Consider the following 15,915-nt stretch of genomic DNA (forward strand, 5'->3'; position numbering starts at 1 on the left):
AAATGAGAACAAGACATTATCTCTCATCGACGATGTTGGCATTGATGGCATTAAGCACACAAAACACTGATGCTTCGTGCCTCCGAATATCCCCTTCAACAGTGCTCAGTTGTCCTGCTGATGCTGTAAAACTACTATCAAAACGTCCGAAAGAGGCTGACAGACTGTTCCGATCAGAAGCTGTTGAGAAAGAAATACAACGCATTCTGCGTCAGATAACCAATAAACGACTGGCATGGATGTTTGAGAATTGCTTCCCAAACACACTCGATACCACTGTGCATTACAGTGAAGACGACAAAGGAACACCCGATACTTTCGTCTATACAGGCGACATTGCAGCCATGTGGTTGCGTGATTCCGGTGCACAGGTGTGGCCTTACGTACAACTGGCAGGCAAGGATAAGAAGCTGAAGAAGATGCTTGCAGGAGTCATAAACAGACAGATGAAGTGCATAAACATTGACCCTTATGCCAATGCCTTCAACCAAAAGCCCGACCCGAAAGGCCCTTGGATGACTGACGATACGGCTATGAAGCCCGAATTGCACGAAAGAAAGTATGAGATTGACTCCCTTTGCTATCCCATCCGACTGGCTTATGAATACTGGAAGGTGACGGGTGACACGAGTGTCTTTGGTGAAGAATGGATCAAAGCCATTGAGAATATCCTCAAAACCTTCCGTGAACAGCAGAAGAAAGACGGCAAAGGAAGTTACAAATTCCTACGTGTGACGGACAGAGCACTTGATACTATGAACAATGCAGGCTGGGGTGCACCCGTAAAACCTGTGGGATTGATAGCTTCAGCATTCCGTCCTTCGGATGATGCAACGACCCTTCAGTTCCTTGTTCCCTCCAATTTCATGGCGGTTTCATCATTGCGTAAGGCGGCAGAGATACTCAATAAGGTGAACCACAACGACAATCTTGCACGGCAATGCAGTGATCTGGCAAACGAAGTGAGTGCAGCACTGAAGAAATATGCCGTCTATAATCATCCGAAGTACGGTAAAATATACGCCTATGAGGTGGATGGTTTCGGCAATTACTTCCTTATGGACGATGCCAACGTGCCCAGTCTCCTCGCAATGCCTTATCTTGGCGACGTCAGTCAGGACGATCCTATCTATCAGAACACACGCCGCTACGTGTGGAGTGAGGACAATCCCTACTTCTTCCGTGGTAAGGTTGGAGAAGGAATAGGCGGTCCGCACGTAGGATATGACATGGTTTGGCCAATGTCAATCATGATGCGTGCCTTCACATCGCATGATGATAAGGAGATAAAAGAGTGTGTTGAGATGTTAATGAATACGGATGCTGGCACAGGATTCATGCACGAGAGTTTCAACAAAGATGATGCTTCAAAGTTTACACGAGACTGGTTTGCATGGCAAAATACACTCTTTGGTGAGCTCATCATAAAACTTGTAAATGAAGGAAAGGTAAATCTTTTGAATAGTATTAAGTAACAAGTAATCTTCTATATAACCTTATAACACAGAGAATAGGCAGATGTGGGATATTACACTATATAATAAAAGAAGAAGTTGTACGTTATGCGATATTTAAAGAAAACAAAGAATAAATCGAATATTTTACGTTCTTTAACATTAAATATTTGCATGTATAGTTTAATTCCCATATCTTTGCAACGTGTTTTTCATGGTATTAGATTATTAAGGTTAGAAGATTAGTTGTTGTGAAACAAGTAATCTTTCAGTCCCAGACCAACAGTCTGGGACTTTTTTTATTTCTATTGGTTAACACTTTATTTCCTTCTATGGTTTGAATCACGGCTCCTACCCATTTTTAACGTCTTTTTACAGCACTCGACTGGTGAGGTTCTATGCCTCAAAAGGGCTGAAATATTGTATTAAGAAAAGTCCTTACATATTTTGCACTACTAATGAATGGAAATCAAAGGAAAATGGTTCATTTTCACTTTTGTAACCATCAGACAATCAATAGCTTACAGAAGGCAAAGTAAAAGGTGCCCTTTTGCGATGTAAAAGACGCCCTTTTGCATGGTAAAAGGGCACCTTTTGAAGTGTAAAAGGGCATCTTTTAGAAGGCAAAAGAGCATGTATTGCTATCCTATCATGACTTTTCATTTACATTATCTCCATCAAACGTGTACGAATATGGGCTAAAACGACTGTTGAATGGCGTCCTTTCGGCTCTTCATCCTCCATGAAACGCATGGCAATCTTTGCTTTTTCATCCTTGTATTGCATGTGACAGACCTTTCGTTTCCAATCAGTCAGCAAAGCATTACAGTCTGTTTTCATCATCCCTCTCCCACTGATGACATACGCATCTGTGACAGTTTCATGCACGTTTTATTGCTTTTATTCTTTTAATATGGATACAAAAGTAACAAAAATATTCTAATATCGAATAAAAGAAGATGATTTTCTGTGTTTTTAATGATATTTTCCTGCAAAACAGAATATATATACAGTAATTCTGTAAGAAAGGCTTTTATGATTGAAGCGTGCCGTTTTTCGTTTGAAACATCGTACCTTTGCATGCCGAAAAGAAAATGATGAGAGAATTATTTGTTCACGACAGAAGCGTTATGACACCACAAAAAAGTATTTTTCAGCGCCCAGTATGGGTTACAGTCTTTGCTCTTACGGCAGCCATAGCATGGGGTTGGGCATATCCATTGATAAAGTTAGGATTCGGAGAATTTGGTATTACACCTGACATGACAGGCTCAAAGATGCTCTTTGCAGGCATTCGTTTCTGTATATCAGGGCTTATAATCCTCTCTATTGCTGGGGTGACAAAGCGTGAATTTAAGGTTCGTGAACGCAGTGACTGGTGGTATATTCTTCTTTTCTGCATGCTGAACACCACCCTTCATTATGCTTTCTTCTATTTTGGACTGTCGCATAGTGAAGGTTCACGAGCAGCTATTCTCAACTCATTGAGTGTCTTTTCGGTTGTTATCTTCGCTTGTTTGTTCTTCAAGAGTGACCGTATGACAGCCAATAAGGTTATTGGTTGTATCATAGGCTTTGCTGGTATCGTGTCATTAAACCTTGGTGGAGCTGACAGTGGACGCTTTTCTTTGTTGGGCGATGGCATGATTATCCTCAATGCTCTTTGTGGTGCATCAGCCTCTTTGCTGATTCGTGGATTGGGAAAGCGTGTTGATGTGTTCGTAGGAACGGGTTACAGTCTTGCTATTGGTGGGACTTTACTGGTTCTTCCTGGTATCTTTTTAGGTGGAGAATTCCCCATGGTAACAGCCACGGGAAGCCTTTATTTGGTATTACTCATCGCCATTAGCACGATGGGCTTCACTCTTTACAACAAGCTTCTTACGTGTAATCCCGTTGGAAAGGTTGCCATTTACAATTCTCTGATACCTGTTGTGGGGGCTGTTACTTCTTGTTTATGCCTTGATGAGCAGTTCCAAATAAAGTATGTGATTGCTGGTGCGTTAGCAGCTACGGGTATATACATTATTAATAGGAGTAAGTAAGTGGATGAGTTGAGTGCTAAATGTAATATTCTGCAGCATCAACCAACCCCATTCTCATGGCATAACGGATGGCTTCATAGACGTTATTGACGCCTAATTTACGGAAGATATTCTTGCGATGTGTGTTTACTGTGTGGAAAGAAGAAAAGCGTTTCTCCGCAATCTCACGTGTTGTCATGCCCAAAGCAATGTCTTTCAGAATCTCAGTCTCGGTCTTTGTCAGTTTAGTCGACTCCTTATCGGCAGCAGAAATAGGCGTAAGTAACATCTCGGTAACGTGCTGACAGAGGTAACGTTCACCCCTTAAAGCATATTCAATGCACTGTTGTATCTCCGACATGCGGGCATCTTTCAGAAGAATACTTATCTTATTGTCCATGTTAACAACGCTTTGAATGAACTCAAGGCTAAGATCTTCACTCCAAAGAATGATGTGTGCACGTGGGAAACGCAGTGTGATGATCTGCAAATCAGTCTCTCCCACAAAGTCGAAGAGCGTGTAATCAACAATAATCACAGACTCCGGCTGTTCCTTTAATTGTGCAATCAGTCCGCTTTTATCGGTTACCATTTGACAGGAACATCCATCAATCTGAGACAGAAGATAAGTTATTCCTGCCCGTGTGATGTCTTGATTGTCTGCAATAATAATATTTCTCATTCCGACGATAGTGTTTATTACTCTCCTATAGAGCACAAAAGTAGGGAAAAAAGTCGAGATATTGAAAAATAATTTGTAAGTTTGCAACAATAATAAACACTTTATCTAAGATGAAAAAGATACTTATTTTTGTTGCTGGACTATGCATGTCACTTGCTGCCAGTGCACAGATCCAACGCCCGAAGCTGGTGGTTGGTTTAGTTGTTGACCAAATGAGATGGGATTATCTGTACTATTACTATAATGAATATGGCACAGATGGCTTGCGAAGACTTGTTGATAACGGGTTCTCTTTTGAGAATACTCACATCAATTATGCCCCTACTGTCACCGCCATAGGACACAGTTCAGTATATACAGGGTCGGTTCCTGCTATCACAGGTATCGCTGGGAACTACTTCTTTCAGGATGATAAGAATGTTTATTGTTGCGAAGATCCAAACGTGAAGAGCGTGGGTTCAGATAGCAAAGAAGGACAGATGAGTCCGCACAGACTGCTTGCTTCTACCATAGGAGACGAACTTCAGATATCTAATGACTTCCGTTCGAAGGTCATTGGAGTGGCTTTGAAGGACCGTGCATCTATCCTTCCGGCTGGTCATGCAGCTGATGCCGCTTATTGGTGGGACACTTCTGCAGGGCATTTCGTTACCTCTACGTTCTATACAGACCATCTTCCACAGTGGGTTATAGACTTTAATGAGAAGAATCATACCGCCCCTAACTTCAATATCAAGACCTCTACACAGGGTGTTACCATGACTTTCAAGATGGCAGAGGCAGCATTGAAGAATGAAAACCTTGGTAAAGGGAAAGAAACTGACATGCTTGCAGTGAGCATTTCATCAACAGATGCCATCGGACATGTCTACTCTACACGTGGAAAAGAGAACCATGACGTGTATATGCAGCTAGATAAAGACCTCGCACACTTCCTTAAAACACTTGACGAACAGGTGGGTAAAGGCAACTATCTGTTGTTCCTTACGGCTGACCACGGTGCTGCTCACAACTACAATTACATGAAAGAGCATCGCATTCCAGCTGGTGGTTGGGACTATAGGCAGTCTGTTAAGGACCTCAATGGCTATCTTCAAGGTAAGTTTGGCATTGCTCCTGTCATGGCAGAGGACGACTATCAGTTCTTCCTTAACGACTCTTTGATAGCTGCATCAGGCTTAAAGAAGCAGCAAATCATTGACGAATCAGTTGAATACTTAAAGAAAGACCCACGATATCTGTATGTTTTCGATGAAGAAAGGATATCAGAAGTAACGATGCCACAGTGGATTAAGGAGCGAATGATCAATGGTTACTTCCGTGGAAGGTCTGGTGAGATAGGTGTAGTGACCCGTCCTCAGGTCTTTGGAGCCAAGGATTCACCAACTTATAAGGGCACTCAGCACGGTCAACCGTTCCCTTATGATACACATATTCCGTTCCTTTTGTATGGTTGGAACGTGAAACACGGAGCTACAACACAGCAGACTTACATCGTAGATATCGCTCCAACGGTGTGTGCTATGCTGCATATTCAGATGCCAAATGGATGCATTGGTACCGCAAGAAATATGGCTTTAGGCAATTAAACAGTAACAATCAACGTTTAATAGACCAAGAAACAAGAACTTAAGAGTAAGTAAATGCACATTGCAATTGCAGGAAATATTGGCAGCGGGAAGACAACTTTAACAACAATGCTTGCCAAAAGATATGGTTGGACACCACGGTTTGAGTCGGTAGACTATAACCCTTACATGGAAGATTACTATAAAGACATCAAGAGATGGTCGTTTCCTATGGAGGTTTTCTTCCTGAAAGAGCGCTTCAAAGACCTCCTTGAGATAAGCAGAAGTAAGGAGTCTGTTGTGCAAGACCGCTCCATTTACGAAGGAGTATACGTCTTTACGGAGAACAATTACGCCATGGGGAACCTTGAAAAGCGTGATTATGAAACGTATATGGAGCTCTTTGAGGACATGACAGACGTTGTTCAATACCCTGATCTGATGATTTATCTTCGGTCAACGGTGAGCCATCTTGTCACAAACATTGAGAAAAGAGGACGTAAATATGAGCAGACAATACCCTTAGACTACCTCGAAAACCTCAATAAACGCTACGAAAACTTCATTAATGAGAAGTATAAAGGACGCGTATTGACCATTGATGTGGATGAACTTGACTATCAAAATCGTCCAAAAGACTTTGGTTTTATTACTGATAAGATTGACCGTGAACTCTTCGGACTGTTCAATAATGCTTGCAAATAAAGGGCATATTACTGAAAGAAACAAAAGCGATTACATTCAAATAAACATTCAATAAATACTTCTATCATAAGAGAATATGCATATTGCAATAGCAGGTAACATCGGAGCAGGTAAGACAACACTCACCAAAATGCTCGCTAAACGTTACGGATGGAAGGCTCATTTCGAGCCTGTTGACGACAATCCATACCTGGAAGATTACTATAACGACATGAAACGATGGTCGTTCAATCTCCAGATATACTTCCTTAACAAGCGATTTCGTGATGTTGTAGACATCTCAAGGTCACAGGATACAATCATACAGGACCGTACTATCTTTGAAGATGCACGTATCTTCGCCCCTAATCTGCATGACATGGGGCTCATGTCTGAGCGTGATTTCAATAATTACTCCGACCTTTTCGAACTCATGATGTCGTTGGTGAAGCTCCCAGACTTGCTCATTTACATCAGATGTTCCATCCCTCACCTCATTGATCACATACAACAACGAGGCAGAGAGTACGAACAAACAATGCGGATAGACTACCTTCGCGGTCTGAACCAGCGTTATGAGGACTGGATAAAGACCTATAAAGGGCACTTGATGATAGTAGATGGTGACACAACAGACTTCCAATGCAACCCTCAAGACTTCAAGAAAGTCACCGATATGATTGATGATCGACTCTTCGGTTTGTTCCCAATGGAATAAGAAAAGGGAGGAAATTGGATTCATCGTGTGCGTTTATTTTGGCATGATAATTGATAGATTAAATAGTAAAGAAAGTATTAATTGCGCCTGACATACTTACTTTCGTTGGGCGACAGATAACATTTAGATATTACAATGGAAAAAGTTAAGACCCTTATAATTGGTAGTGGACCAGCCGGTTATACTGCTGCTATCTATGCAGGAAGAGCGAATCTGCAGCCAGTTCTTTACTCTGGACTACAGCCGGGAGGCCAGTTGACTACCACAACCATCGTTGAAAACTTCCCAGGATTCCATGATGGCATTGATGCTAACCAACTAATGATGGAGATGAAGCAGCAAGCTGAGACGTATGGAGCCGACGTTCGCGATGGTTCTATCGTAAAAGCAGACCTTAGTAGTCGTCCTTTCCACGTTGAAGATGAGCGTGGTAACCAGATAGAAGCTGACACTCTCATCATCGCAACAGGTGCCAGTGCCAAGTATCTGGGCCTTCCTGACGAGGAGAAATACCGTGGTCAAGGTGTCAGTGCATGTGCTACCTGCGACGGATTCTTCTATCGTAAGCGCACCGTAGCAGTAGTTGGTGGAGGCGATACTGCCTGTGAAGAGGCAATGTATCTGTCTGGTTTGGCTAAGAAAGTGTACATGATTGTGCGCAAACCACAGCTCCGTGCAGCTGAGATCATGCGTAAACGTGTTACTGAAAAAGAGAATATTGAGATTCTATATAACACCAATACCGTTGGACTCTTCGGTGATGACGGTGTTCAAGGAGCACATCTCGTACGTTTCAAGGGCGAACCTAACGAAGAGAAGTTCGACATTGCAATCGACGGTTTCTTCCTTGCTATCGGTCATACTCCTAACACTGACCTCTTCAAAGGGCAACTTGAGATGGACGATCATGGGTTTATCGTGACGAAACCAAAGTCAACTGCCACCAATATTGAGGGTGTTTACGCAGCAGGAGACGTTGCCGACCCAACCTATAGACAAGGTGTTGTGGCTGCAGCAACGGGTGCTATGGCTGCCATTGAGGTGGATCGATTCCTCCAGAAACAATAAAATAACAGTCCCGTTTCCTCTTTTTACAGAAGAGAAACGGGACTTTTTATATCAAATAGAGACCATTTTCTCTGAAGGGACACCACCCGTCAGACCATTCAAGACTAAATATAATCAGATGAAACCAATGCGAAACTTGTTCTCAATCCTATGTACGCTTGTTTTTTCCTTCATCGTTCAGGCTGCGGGCTGCAGCATTCTGATGTCGGGAATGACGGCTTGTACCAATAAAACAAGAACCATTATGCAACAAAATGATTCCGTAACATTGCCCAAGAAGCATTATTCCAAACCCAGTGATGCCACTCTCCGCAAGTTGCTTACACCCGAACAGTATGCCGTAACACAGCATGCTGCCACGGAACGACCGTTCAACAACGCTTACGACCATGAGTTCCGGGAGGGTATATATGTTGATATCACAACGGGAGAGCCGCTCTTCTCATCAACAGATAAGTATGATTCAGGCTGTGGATGGCCAGCTTTCTCAAAGCCTATCGCCCCGAGTTTAGTTACCAATCACACCGATCGTTCTCATGGAATGGTGCGAACCGAGGTCAGAAGCAGCACGGGTAATGCCCATCTTGGCCATGTCTTTGACGACGGACCAGCCGAAACGGGTGGTAAACGATATTGTATCAACAGTGCTTCCCTGCGCTTTATCCCTATTGAAGACATGAAAAAGGAGGGTTACGGGGAGTATATTAAACTATTAAGACCTATGAAAGAAATCTATGTAGCAGGTGGATGTTTCTGGGGAACAGAGCATTATCTGAAACAAATACATGGCGTTACGGCAACAGAAGTGGGTTACGCCAACGGTGTTATCAAGAATCCAACGTATGAAGAGGTGTGCACTGACAGGACAGAGTTTGCTGAAGCCGTGCGCATAACGTATGATCCGAAGGTGATAAGTCTGAAGTTTTTGCTTGAACTTTACTTCAAATCAATCGACCCAACAAGTGTGAATCAGCAAGGAAACGACCGTGGGACGCAGTATCGTACGGGTGTTTATTACACTGATCCAGCTGATCTTCCCGTCATCAAGCAGGTGTTTGCCGAGGAAGAGAAAGCCACTAAGGGCAGACTTGCAGTAGAGATGGAGCCGTTGAAGAACTTCTATAAGGCAGAAGACTACCATCAGGACTATCTCGACAAACACCCAACAGGCTACTGCCATCTGCCCCAAGCACTCTTCGAGTATGCTCGTAAGGCAAGAGAGAAGAAGTAATCTGCAGACGAAAAAGCAATTGATTGACAGCTTTGAAAAGACCTTACAAATGTTCAAAGCATATCACTTCAAAAACAAGAGAAAACGTCTTGTTTCCTACTTTGTAACTATCACGTAATCAAACGATTACAAAAAGCAAAATAAAAGGTGCCCTTTTACGATCTAAAAGGGCACCTTTTGCGTTGTAAAAGGGCATCTTTTACCATGCAAAAGGGCGTCTTTTACATTGCAAAAGACGCCCTTTTAAAATCCAATAGTGAAATACTTTGACACCAGTAGTTTATTTACTGGTTGCCAAACCACTACGTTTTGGTCGTTTATAGGACCGATAATCATCCAGTTCTATCTCTACATCTGGTTCCACAAGTGCCCCTTCAGCAGGCAAACGGAACTTCATGTACTTGATGTTCAGTCCGCGTTCAATCCATTGGTTCTCATAGTAAGTATGAATACCAAGTATCTCGTGCGTCTTATCATCCATCTGATTGTCAGCCCTACCCTGCTCTGTCAGCTCGTTACCATAGAGGTCTTCCGTGCGGAAAAGCACTGGCAGATGGTTCACATCAACCATATATGTGGTGTAAGTGAAAAGGAAATTGGAATCAGTTTTCAGATGAACGATACCTCCATCAACCAGGAATCTTCTGTAACGCTCCATGAAGAAGGTTGAAGTAAGGCGCTTATGCACATTCTTCATCTGTGGGTCAGAGAAGGTAAGCCATATCTCCTGCACCTCGTTTTCGCCGAAAAAGCGGTCAATAATCTCAATACTCGTGCGCAGAAAAGCAACGTTCTCCAGTCCTTCTTCCAATGCCTGCTTGGCACCAGTGTATATTCTCGCCCCTTTGATGTCAACTCCGATGAAGTTGATGTCAGGATAAACACGTGCCAATCCTACGGTATACTCACCCTTTCCACAGCCCAATTCAAGAACAATGGGGTTATCATTGTGGAAATATTGCTCTCTCCAGTGACCTTTCATGTCGAAAGGTGTGTCGCTGATCACGCTGAATGGGTACTGAAAGACGTTCTTAAACGTCTCCATTTCCGCAAATTTCTGTAACTTACCTTTACTCATACGTGCAAAGATACAACAAAAATAAGGAATGACACGTGGCTTATTGGCATTTTTAATCAGATGTTGCTTACTTTACAAGGACCTTCTTCGTTGTTCCGTCAGCCCGTTTTACGATGTTCAAACCTTTCTGTAAGTGTTGCAGTCTGCGCCCATCAACGGTGAAATAGCTCTCTTTTGAAGCATCATTCGCCGTGATATTCTCTATTCCGTCAGTGACAACTACGGTGCTCATCGGTGCACTGAGATACTTCTTTCCCCCCTCTTCATAAACCATTATGACGGTAACATTCTCAATGTTCGGGTCATAGAAGTGCAGGATACGCTGATCATCACTCTTCTTTATGTCGTCATTCTTCTTGTCAGAGTAGTTGAATGGGATGTCGGTGATGTCCTTTTCAAGATAGTAATATCTTGACTTCTCAAAGGTAAATGGCGTCTTACTGTCGTTGAGATATATGTTATAATACATCTTTTCAGGGTTGAGATATTTGCCATCCACACTTACATTCTTTACGTAAAACGCCAAAGTGGTTATCTTTTGTGTGTAATCATAGCTGTCAGCAGCTGAGCAATAATGCAGTTTCGGTGTCTCTGGCTTGCCTGCAACAGCCTGATAAGGAGTCAGAACAAGCTCTTCATAGCTCTCAAGGTCAACCATTGGCATGTTCGTAGCACTGCTTTTACCAAACATTATCTTAAGGATATTATTGGCGGTAAGCACTCCCGTGGCTGCATTCACACTGAATTCCAGTTCGTTAGTGGCAGCTGCTGCATCATTGAAGACGGCTGCATAAGTGTGATAAGCTGATGTATCATTTGAAAATCTCATGTAATCTGTCGCCTTCGTCACGCCCAAATACTGGTTGGAAAGCATCACAGCCTTGTCGCCTTGACGTGTTATTTTCACCCATACATTGGCAAGTTTCTCACTCTTAAAGAGTCCTTTCAGATAGATATCATTCCCTTCTACGGCAGCATCTATCAGTCGTGGCGACGTGTTTTCCCGTGAAGTAACCGTGTACTGTACGTTCTGTGCAGTGTTAGGAGGTGTAATAAGCTTGTCAGTAGAGGTCTGAATCGTCACATTCCAGTCACCATAACGACTCTCCCACTCGTCCTCTCCGTAGACAACTCCTAATATTTCGTTCTTCGAACCAGCACCTAACATCTTCAAAGTCTTCCCATCCCAGGTGTATTCCATGTAGTTTTTGCTGGCTTCAACAACCTTATATTGGTCTTTTCCAGTAGATATCATACGGTTAAGTTTGAAGATTCGCTCCGTGTTTCCACCTTCTTCGTCATCGTCATCACCACCATCGTTGTCCTTAAAGATTATCTGTGGCAGGACAGCCTTGTATCTTCCTTCGCCCACTTTCTCCAGTTTCAGCCATGAATTGCTATTGAATCCAGAGAGCGGATTGTATACATAGAGATATCCGTCATCGCCTTCCACAATCTTAGATGCCAAGCCTTCGTACTTACCAGGCTCCATACTCGTCCAGCCTTTCTTAACCCATGAGTCGCTATTGCGGTACATGTTGTCGATAAGTTTCCCTTTCGGAGTAGTAAAGATCTGTGCTGAAGCAGTGAGATTCAGTGCCAAAGCACAGATAAAGAATAAAGTTTTCTTCATAAATATGTTATTTTAGATATTATTAAAAACGTTCTCTCTGTTAGAAATCATAGCCTAACCCAACGGTAAGATAGCTGTTTTTAGCCTCCGTTGTACCCAGCATGTAGCTGCCATTCAGGCGCAATCCCTGGTACTTAATGCCTGCTCCCACGGTGAAATGGCTAAGGTCATGATTGCCATATTCATAGCCTGCACGCACTGAAAGCATCTTGTTATAGGTGTATTCTGCGCCAGCGCCAGCCATGGTCATGCTGTGATTGTCAACCTCACAATAGTAACTTGCTGATGCAGCTATGCCTATTTGATGCTTGTCAGACACATCCACTGTCAGTGCTCCACCGCCTGTTATGTGTGTTGGCATTGATGTCTTATAGCCGTTTCCATAGTCGAGTTTTGGACCAATGTCGGCAACTTTAGCATCAATCATAAGCTTTGCAGGACAATTTAAGACGTTGATTTCATTGTTCTGATAGGCTCCTCCGATGGTAAATGCTGCTCCATTGGCATTCTTTGAGAGGTGACTGAAGAGGAAACTCCCCGTTGCATAAGCTGAGAAACCATTGCCAATCAGGTAAGAATAACCAAGATCAATGGTCCAATCATAGGGCTTATAGTCCTTAGTTGGGTTCCCAAGCATGTCGAATCCTTTGAGTTTCAATCCGCCAGCATACCTGAATCCTGCAAAGACAGCATGTCTTTTGGCAAGTTTATAACCCATGGTTGCAGCGTACAGACCGTATCTTCCCTCTATATCTTCATCCTTTTCGAAGAGAGAAGCAGACACATCAGCCGTCCATTTCTTATCAATCGTGAAGAAAGCAGCAGGGTTTGTGTATAGGAACATCCCTTCAGCAGCTACCGAAGCATTGCCCATTGCTGCTGTTCGGGCATCAGTATTCATCGTTAAGATGGGCAAACTCTGCCCCTGAGCATCAGCCTTCACAGTACAGAAGAGTACTGCGAAAGCTGTTATCATCATGTGTTTAATCTTCATTTTCATTGTGATTATCGTTTAATAAACATCTGTGTGTGCTTTCCTTTGCTTGTATGAACGGTGAGTTTGTAGGTCCCTGGATGCAGAGTTGACAGGTCCATTGTGGCTACATGGTCCTTGTCAGGTGTCACTTCTGTCTGCTTCAAGCGTTCTCCTACAGTGGAACTGATGATCATTTCAGCCTGCTTCACCTCTGGGTTGAGCAATATGTGAATGTCTTTTCGTACTGGAATAGGATATACAACATACACAGGAGCCGACTTTTTCTCGACTACTCTTACCTGGAATGAGCCTTCTGAAGAGGTCTGCTGACCGTCTGATGCAAGGATATTAACACGTGTTACGCCCGTCTTCAATGGTCTCAACTGTAGGTTTTCATTGTTTATTGAAGCGTCAGCGATACCGTTATTCATAACATTTGCCTTGTATGTAAGCTGCTTGTTACCACTGTGTGTGTAGTGATTGTTCAGAGAAAGACTTACAGAACCCTCATCCAAACCAATGATATAGTTATCAAATGGTGTCTCTAATGTCGGTGGAACATACTTAAGAATACGGAAAGGGAGTGTCTTAACAGTAACTGCACCTAAGTCATCAGTGAATATAAACGAGCAAGTATAGCTTCCTGGAGCAAGGACTGGGACTATATTGACCGTCACAATGCCGTGGTTCAGACTGTAAGATACACCCTTTGTCTCACCATTAGTCTTCATACTCCATTCCTGACCATCAGGGTCAGCAACCTTAAAGTTGAATGTTTCCTTGCCATCAGTGGGCACATCAAGAATCTTTTCGGGGAAGTCTGTGACCTCAGGAGCATGGTTCAGCTTCGTTTTACAGTGCTGAATGACTGGTTGAGAACTGTTTCCCCAACGGTCAACAGCCACTATTGCAATGTTATAAGACTGATCATCTCGGAGGTTATCAAAGGTGAAATGCAGTGTTTCACCTAACTTATGACCAACTGCATTGACCTCTTTGTAAGTCATATTCTTGATGTTTTCCGTCGTCAACTCATCCTGACTGATGTACAAACGATAGAAAGTAGCAGTCTTATCTTCGTCCTTTACAACACTCCATGTTGCTGTTATATCTGTGAAATCAGGTGTTAGTCTGAGAGAATTAACCTCCTCTGGGGCAATCTTTGTATCTGATTCAAAGGCTGCTTCAGCATCAATGAAACCATTACCCAGCTTGTTTTTATAGGTAGGATTCAGTTCATTGATGTTATAAGGACGGTAAGCTGTGGTCAGACGGGTCTTCAATTCCTCATTGGTAAAGCCCTGTTTACCAAAGTAAGAAGCAATAAGTGCAGCAATACCAGACACATGTGGACATGCCATAGACGTCCCTTGGAAGTATGCATAGCCTGATGCTGCCTTGCTTTTAGGCACCGTACTGAGCACACCTGCTTGTGTTCCGAAGGTGTCTTGGTCACCTCCTGGGGCCGTAATGGTCACCCATTTGGCATAATTACTATAACTTGCTTTACTGAAATCCCATGCCATTGCAGCCACAGATACCACCTTTGAGTAGCAAGCGGGGTATGCTGAGAAGTCCTTATTCTCGTTACCTGCAGCAAAAATCACCACTCCTCCCTTCATAGGAGAGTCTGCTTTCTGTTGTCCGGAAGCGTCACATCCAGCGTTCTTGATGAAGTAATCGATTGCTTCCTTCAGCATTTCAGGCATCTCAGTGACGCCAGCTGTAGACGAATAGCCCCAAGAATTCTGGCAAATAACAGCCCCATTGTCCGCAGCATACTTGATTGCAGCAGCTGCATCACCCTGTTCGTTCTTGTTACGGAATATCTGGCAGCTCATAAGATGTACCCCACTGCCAGTCGAACCATCACCACCAGCGATACCAGATACGCCCTTTCCGTTGTTATTTCGTGCTGCAACAGTACCTGCAACATGGGTCCCATGCCCTTCATCATCAGGTTCAATGGTACCTCCAACGACGTCTGTTGCCTCTACGAAGTTATATCCATTGACATCGTCAACGAACCCATTTCCATCGTCATCAACGCCCGGTTGCCCGTTTTTCTCCTTCTCATTGACATAGAGATTATCGACCAAATCCTCATGCGTAACGTCTATTCCACCATCTACAACGGCTACAATGACATTGCTTTTACCCGTTGTATACTTCTCCCAAACAGGTAAAACGTTACAGTCAGCACCCTTTTTAGCGCGTGGACTGATGGTCCCATCATTATAATAATGCCATTGTTTCGACAGTAGAGGGTCATTGAAAGCACTGTTCCCCGACCGTGTCTGCATGCCAGAAGCTGATCCTTCGTAAGGCACAAAGGTCTCTTTTGGCTGTGAGATAGGCAAGATTCGCTCTGCAAACTCTACCCCTTTCACCTTATTAAAGTGCTCAATTACAGCTGAAACATCCTTACTCTCATCGAAATATATGGTGTACCATCTGTCAAGACCTGCTGCCTTGGTGCGTGCTTCATAGACTCCTGCGGGCTTAAAGACCCTCTCCATCCTGTAAGCACCAGCATAATTCATTGCCGAAAGCATAGGAGAAGGAACGCTCTGCATATCTATTTTCCCACTGCGAGTAGCTGGAATGGCACGTGTAGCAGCCTCGGTCAGCTTCACATTGATACGTCCTTTAACAGCAAAGACATTCTTATCAATGATCACAGAACGTGTGTTGGAATTGGAAGAATCCGTCTCCAGGCTATCCTGACACGATGTTGTGAGCATCAGACCAGCAACGGCACACGCACATAAGTATATAATCTTCTTATTCATTGCATTA

At 43.3% G+C, this 15,915-nt stretch carries 13 protein-coding genes; 7 read left to right on the forward strand and 6 right to left on the reverse strand.

Translation table 11 applies throughout. From position 1 onward, the window contains the following. Nucleotides 1-2: 2 nt before the first annotated feature. Complete coding sequence (locus tag ACZ48L_RS09320; protein ID WP_025790792.1) at nucleotides 3-1,475, forward strand: glycoside hydrolase family 125 protein; 1,473 nt, start codon at nucleotides 3-5, stop codon at nucleotides 1,473-1,475. 642 nt (nucleotides 1,476-2,117) lie between these two features. Here the strand turns inward: ACZ48L_RS09320 and ACZ48L_RS09325 are convergent. Next, a complete protein-coding gene (locus ACZ48L_RS09325) occupies nucleotides 2,118-2,297 on the reverse strand; it encodes a hypothetical protein (RefSeq protein ID WP_044113769.1) in 180 nt (59 codons plus the stop codon). Nucleotides 2,298-2,584: 287 nt separating this feature from the next. Between ACZ48L_RS09325 and ACZ48L_RS09330 the strand changes: the two genes are divergently transcribed. Further along, a complete protein-coding gene (locus tag ACZ48L_RS09330; protein WP_025790790.1) occupies nucleotides 2,585-3,499 on the forward strand; it encodes a DMT family transporter in 915 nt (304 codons plus the stop codon). A 16-nt stretch (nucleotides 3,500-3,515) separates the two neighbouring features. On the opposite strand, the gene ACZ48L_RS09335 is transcribed toward ACZ48L_RS09330, so the two are convergent. Further along, a complete protein-coding gene (locus ACZ48L_RS09335; RefSeq protein ID WP_008823130.1) occupies nucleotides 3,516-4,160 on the reverse strand; it encodes a helix-turn-helix transcriptional regulator in 645 nt (214 codons plus the stop codon). A gap of 110 nt (nucleotides 4,161-4,270) precedes the next feature. Here ACZ48L_RS09335 and ACZ48L_RS09340 point away from each other — a divergent pair, with 110 nt between their 5' ends. The 5 genes from ACZ48L_RS09340 to ACZ48L_RS09360 all read left to right on the forward strand — a co-directional run bounded on the left by ACZ48L_RS09340 (nucleotide 4,271) and on the right by ACZ48L_RS09360 (nucleotide 9,429). Beyond that, nucleotides 4,271-5,749 carry an alkaline phosphatase family protein gene (locus ACZ48L_RS09340; protein ID WP_008823131.1) on the forward strand — a complete coding sequence of 493 codons (1,479 nt, stop codon included), beginning with the start codon at nucleotides 4,271-4,273 and terminating at the stop codon, nucleotides 5,747-5,749. A gap of 54 nt (nucleotides 5,750-5,803) precedes the next feature. Then, nucleotides 5,804-6,433: a deoxynucleoside kinase gene (locus ACZ48L_RS09345; RefSeq protein ID WP_008823132.1), complete on the forward strand. Its 630-nt coding sequence runs from the start codon at nucleotides 5,804-5,806 to the stop codon at nucleotides 6,431-6,433. A gap of 76 nt (nucleotides 6,434-6,509) precedes the next feature. Further along, nucleotides 6,510-7,130 carry a deoxynucleoside kinase gene (locus ACZ48L_RS09350; protein WP_008823133.1) on the forward strand — a complete coding sequence of 207 codons (621 nt, stop codon included), beginning with the start codon at nucleotides 6,510-6,512 and terminating at the stop codon, nucleotides 7,128-7,130. 135 nt (nucleotides 7,131-7,265) lie between these two features. Beyond that, nucleotides 7,266-8,198: a thioredoxin-disulfide reductase gene (trxB, locus tag ACZ48L_RS09355; protein ID WP_008823134.1), complete on the forward strand. Its 933-nt coding sequence runs from the start codon at nucleotides 7,266-7,268 to the stop codon at nucleotides 8,196-8,198. Between the two features lie 127 nt (nucleotides 8,199-8,325). Then, entirely contained in the window at nucleotides 8,326-9,429 is a 1,104-nt protein-coding gene (locus ACZ48L_RS09360) for a bifunctional methionine sulfoxide reductase B/A protein (RefSeq protein WP_025790789.1), read from the forward strand. A gap of 280 nt (nucleotides 9,430-9,709) precedes the next feature. Here the strand turns inward: ACZ48L_RS09360 and trmB are convergent, their stop codons facing one another. From trmB to ACZ48L_RS09380, 4 genes are all read right to left on the reverse strand, one after another. Then, nucleotides 9,710-10,507 carry a tRNA (guanosine(46)-N7)-methyltransferase TrmB gene (gene trmB / locus ACZ48L_RS09365; protein WP_025790788.1) on the reverse strand — a complete coding sequence of 266 codons (798 nt, stop codon included), beginning with the start codon at nucleotides 10,505-10,507 and terminating at the stop codon, nucleotides 9,710-9,712. Nucleotides 10,508-10,574: 67 nt separating this feature from the next. Continuing rightward, nucleotides 10,575-12,140 carry a hypothetical protein gene (locus ACZ48L_RS09370; protein ID WP_025790787.1) on the reverse strand — a complete coding sequence of 522 codons (1,566 nt, stop codon included), beginning with the start codon at nucleotides 12,138-12,140 and terminating at the stop codon, nucleotides 10,575-10,577. 40 nt (nucleotides 12,141-12,180) lie between these two features. Next, nucleotides 12,181-13,134: a PorV/PorQ family protein gene (locus tag ACZ48L_RS09375; RefSeq protein ID WP_025790785.1), complete on the reverse strand. Its 954-nt coding sequence runs from the start codon at nucleotides 13,132-13,134 to the stop codon at nucleotides 12,181-12,183. An 11-nt stretch (nucleotides 13,135-13,145) separates the two neighbouring features. Next, nucleotides 13,146-15,908, reverse strand: coding sequence for a S8 family serine peptidase (locus ACZ48L_RS09380; protein ID WP_025790784.1), 2,763 nt, complete (start codon nucleotides 15,906-15,908; stop codon nucleotides 13,146-13,148). Between the last annotated feature and the right edge of the window lie 7 nt (nucleotides 15,909-15,915).

The organism is Prevotella histicola, from assembly GCF_055385135.1.

Coding starts and splice junctions, on each gene's coding strand:
- ACZ48L_RS09360 (WP_025790789.1), top strand. CDS start 8,326: ATGCGAAACTTGTTCTCAATCCTATGTACGCTTGTTTTTTCCTTCATC.
- ACZ48L_RS09330 (WP_025790790.1), top strand. CDS start 2,585: ATGACACCACAAAAAAGTATTTTTCAGCGCCCAGTATGGGTTACAGTC.
- ACZ48L_RS09370 (WP_025790787.1), bottom strand. CDS start 12,140: ATGAAGAAAACTTTATTCTTTATCTGTGCTTTGGCACTGAATCTCACT.
- trxB (WP_008823134.1), top strand. CDS start 7,266: ATGGAAAAAGTTAAGACCCTTATAATTGGTAGTGGACCAGCCGGTTAT.
- trmB (WP_025790788.1), bottom strand. CDS start 10,507: ATGAGTAAAGGTAAGTTACAGAAATTTGCGGAAATGGAGACGTTTAAG.
- ACZ48L_RS09335 (WP_008823130.1), bottom strand. CDS start 4,160: ATGAGAAATATTATTATTGCAGACAATCAAGACATCACACGGGCAGGA.
- ACZ48L_RS09340 (WP_008823131.1), top strand. CDS start 4,271: ATGAAAAAGATACTTATTTTTGTTGCTGGACTATGCATGTCACTTGCT.
- ACZ48L_RS09320 (WP_025790792.1), top strand. CDS start 3: ATGAGAACAAGACATTATCTCTCATCGACGATGTTGGCATTGATGGCA.
- ACZ48L_RS09325 (WP_044113769.1), bottom strand. CDS start 2,297: ATGATGAAAACAGACTGTAATGCTTTGCTGACTGATTGGAAACGAAAG.
- ACZ48L_RS09380 (WP_025790784.1), bottom strand. CDS start 15,908: ATGAATAAGAAGATTATATACTTATGTGCGTGTGCCGTTGCTGGTCTG.
- ACZ48L_RS09345 (WP_008823132.1), top strand. CDS start 5,804: ATGCACATTGCAATTGCAGGAAATATTGGCAGCGGGAAGACAACTTTA.
- ACZ48L_RS09350 (WP_008823133.1), top strand. CDS start 6,510: ATGCATATTGCAATAGCAGGTAACATCGGAGCAGGTAAGACAACACTC.
- ACZ48L_RS09375 (WP_025790785.1), bottom strand. CDS start 13,134: ATGAAGATTAAACACATGATGATAACAGCTTTCGCAGTACTCTTCTGT.